Here is a 13,227-nt window from a genome sequence, read left to right as displayed (position 1 = left end):
GAGGACGGATATCGCTCGTAAGACTCACGATACCAGCTCGTGGGGTGACCTTCCTCCTGTTCGCCCGTCACATCTTTCAGCCAAGGATGTGTTCTCTACACCGGTACGAATACAGGACTACTCTTCCCGTCATCGCTGTTGCCATTTTCTTCTTTACTCATTTTAGCCGAGAGTTCAAGTAATCGTCAAGAACTGCTTAACGACCAAATTCAACTTGGAGTTCTTGGAACGTCAATTCGACGGCTTCGATCGTCCGTTCGATGTCTTCGTCCGTATGGGCGATCGACAGGAAGAGACCTTCGAATTGTGACGGTGGTAAGAAGACACCACGCGCCGCCATCTTTTGATAATACGAACGGAACATCTCAAGGTTCGATGTTTTCGCTTTTTCGAAGTTCGTGACACGTTCATTCGTAAAGAAGACACCAAACATCGCGCCTGCGCGGTTCGTCGTCAGCGGAATGTTATATTTCGCCGCAGCATTCAGGTAGCCTTCTGACAAACGGCTCGCTTTCCGGTCGAACTCTGCATAGTGTTCTGGTTTCAATTGTGTCAATGTCGCTAGACCCGCTGCCATCGCGAGTGGGTTCCCGGATAATGTACCCGCTTGATAGATTGGACCTTGTGGTGCGATCTGTTCCATAATGTCACGACGTCCGCCGTAAGCCCCGACTGGCATGCCGCCGCCGATGACTTTACCGAGACATGTGATGTCCGGTGTGACACCGAAATGTCCTTGCGCACAGTGGAATCCGACACGGAAACCGGTCATGACTTCGTCAAAGATCAATAAAGCGCCGTTTTCCGATGTGATCTCCCTTAAGCCTTCGAGGAAGCCTGGTTCTGGTGGCACGAAGCCCATGTTCCCAGCAGCCGGTTCGACGATGACACCAGCGATATCGTCGCCGTGTTTTTCGAACGCGATCCGGACAGCGTCCAAATCGTTATATGGAACCGTCAGCGTCATGCTCGCGATTTGCGCCGGAACGCCTGGTGAATCCGGTAGTCCGAGTGTCGCGACACCTGACCCTGCTTTGATCAAGAGCGAGTCGCCGTGACCATGGTAACAGCCTTCGAATTTGAGGATTTTCGTCCGACCTGTATAGCCGCGTGCGAGACGAAGGGCAGCCATCGTCGCTTCTGTCCCTGAGTTGACCATCCGGACGACTTCGACTGACGGCACCCGACTAATGACGACTTCCGCCATCGCTGATTCGATTTCCGTTGGTGTCCCGTAGCTCCAGCCACGTGTCGCTTGTTCTTGGATCGCTGACGTGACGATTGGATCGGCATGGCCGAGAATCATCGGTCCCCATGACAAGACGTAATCGATATACTCTTTTCCGTCGATATCATAGAGCTTCGATCCTTTCGCATGATCTGCGAAAATCGGTGTCATCCCGACCGATTTATAAGCACGAACCGGGCTGTTGACGCCACCCGGCATGAGCGGGAGCGCCCGCTCGAATGCTGCTTTTGATTTTGAGTTCTGGTTAATTAAGCTCATTTCGACCCCTCCAGGTAACGACAAATGTCTTTTGCGAAATAGGTGATGATTAAATCAGCGCCTGCTCGTTTAAAGCCAAGCATCGTCTCAAGGACGATTCGTTCTTCGTCGATCCAGCCGTTCAAGGCTGCTGCTTTCACCATGGCATACTCACCCGATACGTTATAGGCGACGATCGGTAAATCGATTCGTTCACGCACATCACGAATGATATCCATGAAAGCGAGCGCTGGTTTGACGATCATGAAGTCAGCTCCTTGATCGACGTCCGCTGTTGCTTCACGGAACGCTTCACGACGGTTCGCTGGATCCATTTGGTAGCCTTTCCGGTCGCCTTCTCCTGGTGCGGAGTTTGCCGCATCACGGAATGGACCATAATAAGCAGACGCATATTTAACGCCGTAGCTCATGACAGGAATATGGCTGAAGCCATTCTCGTCCAACCCTTGGCGAATCGCTGCGACGAATCCGTCCATCATTGATGATGGAGCGATGACGTCAGCACCCGCCCGTGCTTGCGAGATCGCTGTCTTGACGTGGAGCGGTAATGATGCATCATTATCAACCGTACCGTCGGCGACGATACCGCAGTGACCCGTTGACGTATATTCACATAAGCATGTGTCGGCAATGACCGTTAGCTGCGGTGCAACCTTCTTAACGAGACGTGTCGCTTCTTGAACGATCCCATGATCGTGAAACGCACCTGATCCTTGCTCGTCTTTTAAATGGTCGTGCGGAACACCGAATAAGATGACGGATTCGATTCCAAGTGCAACGACTTCTTCGATTTCAGCCGTCAAGTGATCGAGTGATAAGTTGAAGACGCCAGGCATCGAGCTGACTTCGCGTTTGATATCTTCGCCTTCAGCGACGAAGATCGGATAAATCAAATCTGATTTATGCAATTGATTCTCGCGGACGAGTGACCGGAGTGATGCGGTATGACGCAAACGACGGTGACGTGCGTATTCTAATGTGTTCATGCTGATTCCTCCTCAATGATACGATCAATCATGCCGTCTACCGTGAATTCACGGGCGACATGGATCGGTTGAAGTCCGGCTGCTTTTGCTGCTTGCTCCGTAATCGTCCCAATGACGATGAACGTCGTCTGTGGGGATAATGGAGCAATCGCTTCGACAGCGGAAGGACTCTGCAGTCCAATATAGGCGGCAGTTCTGACAAGTGCTTCAGGTAGCCGACGGGTGACGGTTTCATACGTGATGATATCTTCGACCGTATATCGATTCAAGTTTCGTAACTGATCGACCGGTGCTTGCCGCGATCGGTTCCCTCGTGCAAAGACGATATGATCGCCGTCAGACAAGTGTGGTCCGAGTTCTGCGACGAGTGCGTCTCCTGTAAAGGTCGACGGACAGAAGTCTGCTGTTCGACCGTACTTCGCAAGTGCGTCTGCCGTCTTTCGTCCGACGACCGCGATACGCGTTTCTGCTAATTCAGGCAACGCATCAGCAATCCGGTGGACACCATTCGGACTCGTCACGATGAGCCAATCAATTCCCTTCGGCAATGTAAACGAAACCGGTCGCGTTTCAATGACAGGATAATGCACTGACTCGATCGCGATGGCGCGCAGTCGCGCCATCTGCTCGGTCGTCGGTGGTCGGCTGCCCGTGAAGAGTACCTGCTTACAAGTCATCCGGAAGTGTCGCGAGAATCTCACGACCGCCCGAAGCAAGCAGACGTTCGGCAACATCTTGACCGAGTTGCATCGGGTCTAGACCTGATTCGCGCTCGAGTAGGATTTGCTCTCCATCGACGGATCCAATGAATCCGACGAGTGTCGTTGACATGTCTTCGTTGATCGTTGCAAATCCACCGACCGGAACGTGACAACTACCTTCGATCGCAGCTAAGAAAGCGCGCTCTGCGTAAGCTACTTTTTCTGTCATCTGATCATGGATCAGGTGCAAGAGATCACGGACTTCTTGGTCATGTTCGCGACATTCGATACCGAGGATTCCTTGACCGACGGCTGGAATCATGTCATCTGTCGAGAGATATTCCGAGACGACGTCTTCAGACCAACCCATCCGTTGTAGACCAGCTGCTGCGAGTAGGATCCCGTCAAACGGACCATTCTTTAATTTATCGAGTCGTGTGTCGATGTTTCCACGAATCGATTCGATTTTTAAATCAGGGCGGAGTTTTAGCAATTGCGAGCCACGACGTAAGCTACTCGTGCCGACAACCGCACCTTCCGGCAAGGAAGCAAGACCTTCGCCTGTTTTCGTGATCAAGGCATCACGCGCATCGACACGCGCTGGTGTTGCACCGATGATGAGAGCGTCCGGTAATTCAGAAGGTAGATCCTTCATGCTGTGAACGGCAAAATCGATTTCTTCGTCAATCATCTGTTGCTCGATCTCTTTTACGAATAATCCTTTACCGCCGACTTTCGAGAGCGTCACATCCAAAATACGGTCCCCTTTTGTGATGATGTTCTTGATTTCGAACTCATACGGCGCGCCGGCTTGTTTCAACTGGTCAATGACCCATTTCGTCTGTGTCATCGCTAGCTTCGAGCTTCGCGATCCAACAATGATTTTTCGCATGCTAAAATCCCCCTGTACAATGATAAAGGGGCGGCACAAGTCCGCCCCATGCATTTTCTATTGTAACACAAATCGTGCTTTGTTCACCGGTTCACAGCTTTTGCGGAAGGTGTCGTCTCTTCTGATGTCATGACGTCATCTTCGAGCCCTTCGAACAAGTCTTCGTTTAATGCAAACGTATCCATGAACTGCGCAATCCGCTCGTCGGCATCTGGCTTCGCTGCCGCATCTTTGATGTAAGACAACGGTTCACGCAACAACTGGTTGATGATCGATTTCATGTGTTTGCCAATGACGGTTTTTTCACGTTTCGACATCTCCGGTAACTTCCGTTCCAAGCTTTGCATCGTCTCTTGTTGAATGCGTAACGCCTGGTCTCGTAATTCCGTGATGATCGGTACGACACCAAGTGTCGTCATCCAACCTTCGAACTCAGCGATTGCTGCTTCAATCCGTTGTTCGATCTTCGCTGCTTCCTTCATCCGTTCCGCCATGTTTTGTTGGACGATTGATGTCAAATCATCGACATCGTACAAATGAACACCTGGCAAGTCACCGACGGTCGGTTCAATATCGCGTGGTACGGCGATGTCAATCAAGAGGAATGGACGATCGTGACGGAACAGCTGTGCTGCCGCGATGTCTTCCCGTTTGATGATGGCACGTTTTGCACCCGTTGAAGAGATGACGATGTCTGCCCGAAGCAAACCGCACTGCATCTCGTTAATCGAATGTGCCGATCCTTCGAACCGATTCGCGACCTCTTCTGCTTTAGCTAACGTCCGGTTAAAGACCGTGATATCGCGTGCCCCTGCTTCATATAGGTTAAGCGTCGTCAATTCGCCAGTTTCTCCCGCACCGATGACGACGATTGATTTATCTTCAAGCGATCCGAGTAACTGTTCGGCAAGCGTGACAGCAGCAGCACTGACAGAAACGGCATTTTCACCGATTCCAGTTTCTGCGTGAGCCCGTTTGGCGAGCGTGACCGCTTCTTTGAAGAGTTTATTGAAGACCGTTCCTGTCGTTTCAAGCTTCTGCGCCATGAAGAAGCTTGTCTTGACTTGACCAAGGATCTGCGTTTCACCGACGATCATCGAATCAAGTCCACTCGTCACGCGGAACAGATGCTTCATCGCATCGAACCCTTCATGAATGAAGAGATATGGCTCCAGTTCCTCCATCGTCAATCCGAACCAATTTGCAAGGAAACGTTTCGTATAATACCGTCCTGTATGTGGCTGATCCGTCACGACGTACAATTCCGTCCGGTTACATGTCGAGACGATGACACTTTCAAAAATACTTTTTTCATCGCGCAATGCGACGACCGCTCCCTTCATCTCATGCTCCCCAAATGAGACTTGTTCGCGTATTGATACAGGCGCTGTTTTGTTATTCAAGCCGACCACTACGATATGCATGCGCTCTACCCCTTACGTCCAAAGATTTCGTTCCGATCTATCTTTTCGTTCTCTATCCTACATTATAACCATTATAAAAAAGATTCCAATCAATTTATAAACTAAAATGAGTCGAAGTTGTGAAATCTTCTTCATTTTTTCTCTTCTTCTACCTTATCCCTCTCTCATGAAAATCACAAACCCTCTGCTCCTAAAAAGAGCAGAGGGTTACACTTTACTTCAAGGATTCAGGTGATACCGTCACGTCCGGTACGTCGAGACGCTGCTGACGTAAACGATAGATCCGAGCGATATTTTGAACGACGACTTTTGAAACTGCGTATGTCGGAACCGCCAAGATGACACCGATGATTCCACCGATTTTCCCAGCAACGAGCAAGACGATGATGATCGTCAACGGATGAACCTTGAGTGTCTTTCCTTGGACATAAGGAGAAATCAAGTTCGACTCGATTTGCTGCGCGACGACGATCGTGATGATCGCATAGACGGCTTTGATTGGATCATCGATGAACCCGACGATGACTGCCGGAACGGCACCAATGTAGGGACCAAGATACGGAATGATGTTCGTGACCGTACAGAATAAGGCAAGCAGTAACGCATATTGAATATCTGCGATGAAGAAGCCAATCAATGACATGAGACCGACACAGATCGAGACGATGACTTGTCCATTGACATAATGCTTCACTGTCACGTGCATGTCGTGCAAGATTTTACGCGTTTCTGTTTCATAGCTTTTCGGCAACAGCTTGACGACGGAATCCGGAAATTTATAGCCGTCAAGCAACATGTAAACTAAGATGAACGGCACTAAGACGATGATTAAGACCGTCGAAGAGATGACACCGAAAATCGTTCCGACAGACGTCGAGACAGACTTAAAGACTGTACCGATATACGACGTTGCTTCATTCGTCCATTTGTCAAACAAGTCCGTATTCTCGTGAACCCATGTCGAGATGAAACGATTGTTCATCAATTGATCGCGTAAATTTAACGTCTGATCGCGCAATTCAACGACGAGTGTCGGAATGCTTGTCGCAAAATCCGTTACCTGCTCGACTAAGATCGGTCCGATGGATGCAACTGCAATCGTCAGGATCGTAATGAAACCAAGCAAGACGATCAAAACGGCAAGCCCACGCTTCTTAACCCGTTTTTGTAGTGCGTCCACGATGCCAAGCGTAAAATAATAGAAGATCCCTGCGATGATCAATGGCGGGAAGATCAAGGCCAACATGACACGAATCGGCTGGAATAAAAATGAAATTTTCGTTCCAACCCAGATGACGAGAAAAATCACTAATATCCAGATTAATGCTTTAAACCACTTGTTTCGTAACAACTCCACCTAACTTATCCCCCTCATACCTATTCGTCAGCCGACTTTTTCCTCGGTGACGTCTTCGAGACGTTGGCGCTCCATCTGCCCCCAGTTTCCTCGACCAGTCAAGAATTGAATCAATCCTCCTAGCTTGAAGAAGACGAGAATCGGACGGTACCAGAACGACTCGGTTAAGGACCATAGATACAACCGAATCAATTCCTTGACGTTCTTGAATCGGTGCATCGTCCACTCTTCCAATAATACGGCACCTGCTGACAATAGGGAACCATAGAGTAAAGCGACGACCAGCAAGACGACCCCAAATTCAAAGTTGAGTGTACCGACGAGTAGGTTGAGCGGAATGATGAAATAACCGATCAGTTCGACGATTGGTCCGAGTAGTTCAATCAAAAAGAAATACAACATCGAGACGCTACCAACAGAACCATATTTTGGATTGCCAATCATCCGTTTATGCGTCCACAACGTCTCAGCAAGACCACGATGCCAACGTGTTCGCTGTGACCGTAACACTTCCATCGATTCTGGAGCTTGTGTCCAGCAGACTGGCGCCGGAACGTACTCGATGCGTTTATCGAGCTTATTTTCCTTCATGTACCGGTGTAAGCGGACGACAAGCTCCATGTCCTCACCGACGAGACCTTCTTTATATCCACCAGCCTGTACGACAATATTCTTTTGGAACAATCCGAAGGCGCCGGAGACGATCAATAAGATATTGAAACGACTAAGACCAAGGCGACCGAACAAGAATGCTCGGAAATACTCGATCATCTGCATCAGGACGATCCGTTGTTTCGGTGTCCGAATCTCAACGATTTCGCCGCCTTCAATCGTACAACCGTTAACGAGGAAGATCGAACCACATGTCGCGACGACTTCTTCATCTGACTCGACGATCGGTTTCATGACTTTTAATAACGCATCGCGCTCTAAAATCGAATCCGCGTCGAGCGAACAGAAATAGGGATAACTCGAGTAATCAATACCGGCATTCAAGGCGTCTGCCTTTCCACCATTCTCTTTATCGATGACAATCAAACGACTATCAATGCGGGAACGGTAGACTTGTTTGACCGGCTTTGAACCAATCAAGATACGTGGATATTGAATTTCTTTTTCCAACTCATACGCGCGAAACAGCTCATCCATTGTTCCGTCTTTTGAACCATCGTTAATGACGAGTACCTCATGCTCTGGGTAGTCAAGGGCTAGCAAGGCTTGGACACTTGAGACGATCGTATATTCTTCATTATAGGCTGGAACAAGGATACTGACCGGTCGTGTATAGAGAGACCGCATCAATGGTAAATAGGAGCTTTCTTTTCGGCGGAACCGTTGCCGTCGCACCATCTGAGCAGAAATCAGATACAGCGTCGAATAGAATACGATGACGAGTAACATATAGATCAATACTGTCCATGAGAGGACTTCAATAATGGCTTGGATTGTCTCAGACGACATGATGCTTCATCTCCTTTGCCAACCGTTCGGTCGCTTTTTGACGCGCATAGCGGTCGGGGTGTGTACTTGAAACCTTCGCCAACTGTTCGATCCCACCACAAGCAAGTAGCGCATCAAAGGCTGCCGTCCGGACCCACCATGATCGACTGCCGACAAACGGCAGGATCGCTGGTATCGCATCATCTGGAACGACGTGCTCTAAGAAACGAAGGGCAAGCATTTGCTCAACCCAACTTGATTCTTCTTCCAAGTAAGGCACATACAATTTCCAGTCTTCCTCAAGTCCAATCCGTGTGAGCGCGCGAAGGGCTCGCTTTCGGACTTCTGGATTCTTATCAGTCGTTTTATCGCGTACGAGCGCGATATAACGTGTCTCATCTCGATCAAAGATCAACTGGAGTATTGCTAGTTGAAACGATAGTGTAAGTTCATCGAACGATGTGACCCATTCTTGTAAGTCGTGACTACGACCGATCGCAAGAATCGCACCAAAGAAGCTGATATCATTTTCTTGTTTAGCAATCGCAATCGCATCTTGCGGGGATAAGGAGACAAGTGTCCGGACGATGACATCGCTCTCCTCTTTTTCAATTGCCTTTCCCCAACGGGCATGAATCATCGGTGCGACTGCGACCAAACGGAATTGAGAAACGGCTTCATAGGCGTTCAAGCGACGATCAATCCGCCGATGCTTCAATTGTTGCTCATAATACGCTTGCATATTAGAAGCGACGAAAGCTTGTATACGCTCGAGATGTTCTGGTGTCGCTGTTAAGTTGGATAATGCGAATAATTCAAGCTCCGCTAAATCTTCGTTTCCTTTTTGAATCGTTGGCATGTCTTGACGTTCACTTGTCGCATAGTCATAGATATCATCTCGAAAGGCAAGCTGCCAATCGCGACGCGCATGCTCCCTGTTGGCGCGTTTTCGTTTTTGAACGACAAGATAGATCAATGCTCCACCTTGTAAGAAGATGAGTACGACGATGAATACTAGAATCGCCTGCATCATCGGCCGTCCTCGACTTTGCGAATCCACGCACGGAACTCTTCGATTTTTAGGGGAAGCGTCATGATGTAATCAACACCACGATCAATCGCTAGGACATGATCACGTTCGCGGTTATACATCGAGATCATCATCGATTGGAATGGTGCGACACTCTGTTGTTTCGCTCGCAGCAGTAATTCCAATCCATCTGCTCGCGGTAATGCGGACGTGAACACGAGTAAGTACGGACGGGATGCCACATACTCATCAAGGAACGTCTCCGCTCGCTCGAACGTCATGAAGCGTTCGAAACGGTCCGTCAATTCCCGTTCCATCATCCGACGGATATGCGGATCTTCCGTTACGACGACAACGTCTGCGATATGATGGATCTTCTTATAACGCGCAAGGCGATCGAGAACAAGCTCCCTCGACAGCGTCGCCGGCAGAACTTCACGTGCGTTCTCTAACCCATAGAAAGAGGGTTCCGTATTAAAGTAAACGACGGGAATCCGCTCCTCAATGACGGGTTTGCTCGCGAGAACGACATCGGCATAAGAGATGTCCGTCCGCACGCACCACCCTTCCTCGATCAGACCATTGACCGTCTCCGGCATTTGTCCGACCGTGTGTACGAATAAGGTATTCGTCGTTGATTCTCGGACAGCCTCTTCCGTCCATTCGATCGTCGAACTGACCTCACGATCTTGAGTTGTTGATTCAAACGACTGATTGATTAATTTCCACATCTCTTCACGTCGCATTTAGTTTCCTCCCTCAGTGAATGCTTTTTTCATCGTATGATAGATAGGTTTCAATTCTTCCCGTTGCTGTGGATTCGTCCACTCGGCCCAGTTGTAGAAACCACGATTCTTCTCTGGAATACGTGTCTCACCGACTTGACCTGTGACTTCGATTCCTTCCGTGATCATCTTCGATTCGAGTCCATCTTTCCAGAAGTCTCCGATGATTTCATGTTTACTTGGATCACGCATATTCAAGACCATCCATGGAATACGAAGTTCAACGGTTGGTTTCGTGACATCTGAGATATCCGTTAAAATGTCATCTGGTTCTCCTTCATGTAAAACACCTGTGTCCCATTTGACGGCTGGTTTGACGATTTTTTTCGTCACCGGGTCTCGTCTTGCATAATCGAGCATTTGATAGATCGGAACGAACTTGCCGCTGTCTTTTTGATCAGACGGAGGTTTCACCATCTCAAACGGCATCTTCAGACCGTAGTGGTATCGGAAGATGTCATAGCGAGCATCGACATCGATACGCGCTGTCTGATCGATCGTCAGGCGGTATTCAGCTCCTTCGTCAAGCGTCAACGAACCGACTTTCGTGTTCCCATCATTCGGTTTCGTCGATAGTGCAAGTGTCGTCGGCTCTGCTTTCTTCCGGTCGATGCGTAAGTAGAGATAAGCCTCGTCGGAAGTCATATAAATCGCTCGATACTTATTTTCAGCTACTGGTGCATACCCTTTCCAATCATCCAATTTCCCATCAATGATGATGTCTGAACGGAGGAATCCAAGCATCCCGAAATGTTGTTCACTTGTTTGAACATTCGACCAACGTGGACGGGTATCCGCATCGTCATAATCCATTGTGTTCCATGTTCGTTTGAACCATTCGTCTTGCCAGATGAAGACCAGTCCACCAGCCGTCTTGACGTCCTTGATGTCTTGATAGAGCTGCGCGACGAGTTCGCCTTGTTTCTTTTCACTGACATGTCCTTGGTCGAAACCGTTCGGTCCAAGGTGTGTCTTCCCGCGTGAACTTGGAATACCGAATTCCGATACAAGTAACGGCATATCATGATAGTCTTTCATTTCTTTCAAATAACGAGCGTAGGATTCAGAGCTCTTATCTGCTTTTTGACTGTATTCTTCCTTGATAAACGAAGGGTAATACGGATAGATGTGATAAGACGCAAACAAACCACCTGGGAAATCCTTCGTTGCTTTTAAATGATTGAAGTCGATCGAGACGAGATCTTGCTCTTCTTCGACCTCTTTCGGGTGTTTCAATGGATCCGTCGTCGGCCAGTTCGTCGAACCAATTGGTCGAGTCGTTCCGTACTCTTTGATTTCGTGTGCTGTCGCTGTATCCATCCGACCAGCAAGCCACGATTCGAACGGTGACGCCTCTTGTGTCGTCGTCACGTATTTCCCTTCGAATCGCGTGCCTTTGTTCTTTTTATTCGTCTCGACGACGGCTTCCGGTAACCATTCGATTCCGAAGACGAACGCTGAAACGTATTGCGAGACGTCTGAAGTATATGTTCCGGAAGCATGACCGACGACTTCCTTGACGACCGCGTTACCATGAATGACATCGACCATTCGTTTGGCTTCCGTATCGGTCATCTTCAAGAAGTCTGGCTCAAAAGCGTTCTTCAACTCTTCGAATGGTTTTTCCTCGACCCACATACCTTGCATCAAATAAATCGGTTGCTTCGCCCGTTCGTTATACGCTTTTAATGCATCGTAAAAAGCAGGAGGATGCAATGTATACACGCGAATCGTATTGACACCCAACTCGCCGATTTCCTTTAGCCAACGATCGTATTCATTACGACTGATGGCATGTTCCCCGGGAAATGCACCCGGTCGACCGAGTCCGACGTTAACGCCTTTGACGAAATACGGCTTCCATTCGCCATCTTGATACATCTCAAGCGTGTCTTGTCCTTCTCGTGCCCGAGTTCGTAATTCCTGATTGCCGACTTTCGTTTGTGAGAGTGGTTTTACTTTTGCAGCTTGCGTCGAAACACGTTTTGTATCTTCTAGAATTCGCGTCAATGTCGGGGCATAAATCTTCCAAAAGAATGCTGATTCACTCTCTGCACTATCGAGGATGAACTGTTTACGGAACCAATCAAGCCCACTATATCGATAGTAGCGCGGGATGTCCGCGACATCTGTATAGTCACCAGCAAAATAGTGTCCACTTCCTTGCGTGACATACGCAGGGAACTCAAGCGGCAACTGATATTTCCGAAGCATCGCTTGTGTCTGCTTTGACGGTTTCCATGAAAAATGCGCTTGTTGCTCGCCACCATCTAGCTCTAAAATCTCGAACCAGTAGTTATAACGGACCTCATCTTTTGCATTGCCCTTGTTTTTATCCCATTTATAAAGTAATGGTGTGTCATCATTGACGAAAAAAGCTTTTTCCGTTGAGTCATTGATGAAGACATAACCCGGACCAGATAGTTTGAATTCTTTTTCTTTCGCCTGCGCTTTTAATTGAGCTACGACATTCTTCTCAAGACCTTGCAGTTTTGTTAAATCCGGGAAAAATCGACCGATCCATCCTGTCCAAGCCGTTCCGAACAATTGACGAAACGCATTGGACCGTTCGACTGACGTCGGACTTGCCGCCGTATTGAACTCCGCCACGACCGTTTTCCCTTGCGAAATGGCTTCGGTCGCGAGCTCGACGTCTTCCGTCGTCAAGCCACCACGATGTTCTTTTTTTCCGTTGACGTCATATGACTTTCCATACGTATCCGTAAACAACAGCACATCTGCTTTAGAGGCTTGTTGTAACATTTTTTCACCTTGTGTACCGTCATAACGGTTGATGTAGTCCGAATATGCATAATCTTGCTCTTGCGCATTTCGGATTTTCAAGTGATTCAATATCCACGTCGTTCCAGCGTGCTCTCGCTCATCTGTACCGTTCGTATAATCAAATAGCGCGATATTTAATGTCTTTTCCTGCTTTAAGAACCAAATGGCAAATGGTGTCAGAATAAGTAATATGACGATTGCAAACGTCCATTTATAACGCCTCATATTGGCATAGCCTCCCACTAGAACAATTTGTTCCTATCATTGTAACGTGAATTAAATAATGTTCATATAATGGAAATCAAAAATGATGGAAGGAAA

The 13,227-nt window shown here is 48.3% G+C and carries 10 protein-coding genes and 1 other annotated feature (1 of these 11 only partly in view); all 10 genes read right to left on the bottom strand.

From position 1 onward, the window contains the following. Positions 1 to 142 (bottom strand) — a binding site (T-box leader) (it extends 88 nt beyond the left edge of the window). Between the two features lie 54 nt (positions 143 to 196). The 10 genes from hemL to KNQ18_RS03235 all read right to left on the bottom strand — a co-directional run bounded on the left by hemL (position 197) and on the right by KNQ18_RS03235 (position 13,131). Further along, positions 197 to 1,507: a glutamate-1-semialdehyde 2,1-aminomutase gene (gene hemL / locus KNQ18_RS03280; RefSeq protein ID WP_214771063.1), complete on the bottom strand. Its 1,311-nt coding sequence runs from the start codon at positions 1,505 to 1,507 to the stop codon at positions 197 to 199. Continuing rightward, complete coding sequence (gene hemB / locus KNQ18_RS03275; protein WP_023468970.1) at positions 1,504 to 2,493, bottom strand: porphobilinogen synthase; 990 nt, start codon at positions 2,491 to 2,493, stop codon at positions 1,504 to 1,506. The genes hemL and hemB overlap by 4 nt, the downstream gene beginning before the upstream one ends. Next, positions 2,490 to 3,170, bottom strand: a complete 681-nt coding sequence (locus KNQ18_RS03270; protein WP_215083828.1) for a uroporphyrinogen-III synthase — start codon at positions 3,168 to 3,170, stop codon at positions 2,490 to 2,492. Before KNQ18_RS03270 ends, hemB begins: the two co-directional genes overlap by 4 nt. Continuing rightward, a complete protein-coding gene (hemC, locus tag KNQ18_RS03265; RefSeq protein WP_215083826.1) occupies positions 3,160 to 4,086 on the bottom strand; it encodes a hydroxymethylbilane synthase in 927 nt (308 codons plus the stop codon). The genes KNQ18_RS03270 and hemC overlap by 11 nt, the downstream gene beginning before the upstream one ends. Before the next feature lie 83 nt (positions 4,087 to 4,169). Further along, entirely contained in the window at positions 4,170 to 5,510 is a 1,341-nt protein-coding gene (gene hemA, locus KNQ18_RS03260; RefSeq protein ID WP_029342279.1) for a glutamyl-tRNA reductase, read from the bottom strand. Positions 5,511 to 5,724: 214 nt separating this feature from the next. Beyond that, positions 5,725 to 6,867, bottom strand: coding sequence for an AI-2E family transporter (locus KNQ18_RS03255; protein ID WP_215083824.1), 1,143 nt, complete (start codon positions 6,865 to 6,867; stop codon positions 5,725 to 5,727). Positions 6,868 to 6,894: 27 nt separating this feature from the next. Then, positions 6,895 to 8,328: a glycosyltransferase family 2 protein gene (locus KNQ18_RS03250; protein WP_215083822.1), complete on the bottom strand. Its 1,434-nt coding sequence runs from the start codon at positions 8,326 to 8,328 to the stop codon at positions 6,895 to 6,897. Further along, the gene (locus KNQ18_RS03245) at positions 8,318 to 9,337 is read right to left on the bottom strand and encodes a HEAT repeat domain-containing protein (protein WP_050677620.1); all 1,020 of its coding nucleotides are present in this window, start codon (positions 9,335 to 9,337) and stop codon (positions 8,318 to 8,320) included. Before KNQ18_RS03245 ends, KNQ18_RS03250 begins: the two co-directional genes overlap by 11 nt. Next, the gene (locus KNQ18_RS03240; protein ID WP_214723761.1) at positions 9,337 to 10,083 is read right to left on the bottom strand and encodes a response regulator; all 747 of its coding nucleotides are present in this window, start codon (positions 10,081 to 10,083) and stop codon (positions 9,337 to 9,339) included. The genes KNQ18_RS03245 and KNQ18_RS03240 overlap by 1 nt, the downstream gene beginning before the upstream one ends. Further along, positions 10,084 to 13,131: a hypothetical protein gene (locus tag KNQ18_RS03235; RefSeq protein ID WP_251133287.1), complete on the bottom strand. Its 3,048-nt coding sequence runs from the start codon at positions 13,129 to 13,131 to the stop codon at positions 10,084 to 10,086. It lies immediately after the preceding gene. Positions 13,132 to 13,227 lie beyond the last annotated feature (96 nt).

Source organism: Exiguobacterium sp. s78, assembly GCF_018618985.1.
Lineage (GTDB): Bacteria > Bacillota > Bacilli > Exiguobacteriales > Exiguobacteriaceae > Exiguobacterium_A > Exiguobacterium_A abrahamii.
Note: the sequence above shows the minus strand (reverse complement) of the source record. Positions and strands in the feature narration are given on the sequence as shown.

Bases quoted from the DNA above. Each gene is read 5' to 3' on its own strand.
- hemL (WP_214771063.1), bottom strand. From the start codon at position 1,507: ATGAGCTTAATTAACCAGAACTCAAAATCAAAAGCAGCATTCGAGCGG.
- hemB (WP_023468970.1), bottom strand. From the start codon at position 2,493: ATGAACACATTAGAATACGCACGTCACCGTCGTTTGCGTCATACCGCA.
- KNQ18_RS03270 (WP_215083828.1), bottom strand. From the start codon at position 3,170: ATGACTTGTAAGCAGGTACTCTTCACGGGCAGCCGACCACCGACGACC.
- hemC (WP_215083826.1), bottom strand. From the start codon at position 4,086: ATGCGAAAAATCATTGTTGGATCGCGAAGCTCGAAGCTAGCGATGACA.
- hemA (WP_029342279.1), bottom strand. From the start codon at position 5,510: ATGCATATCGTAGTGGTCGGCTTGAATAACAAAACAGCGCCTGTATCA.
- KNQ18_RS03250 (WP_215083822.1), bottom strand. From the start codon at position 8,328: ATGTCGTCTGAGACAATCCAAGCCATTATTGAAGTCCTCTCATGGACA.
- KNQ18_RS03245 (WP_050677620.1), bottom strand. From the start codon at position 9,337: ATGCAGGCGATTCTAGTATTCATCGTCGTACTCATCTTCTTACAAGGT.
- KNQ18_RS03240 (WP_214723761.1), bottom strand. From the start codon at position 10,083: ATGCGACGTGAAGAGATGTGGAAATTAATCAATCAGTCGTTTGAATCA.
- KNQ18_RS03235 (WP_251133287.1), bottom strand. From the start codon at position 13,131: ATGAGGCGTTATAAATGGACGTTTGCAATCGTCATATTACTTATTCTG.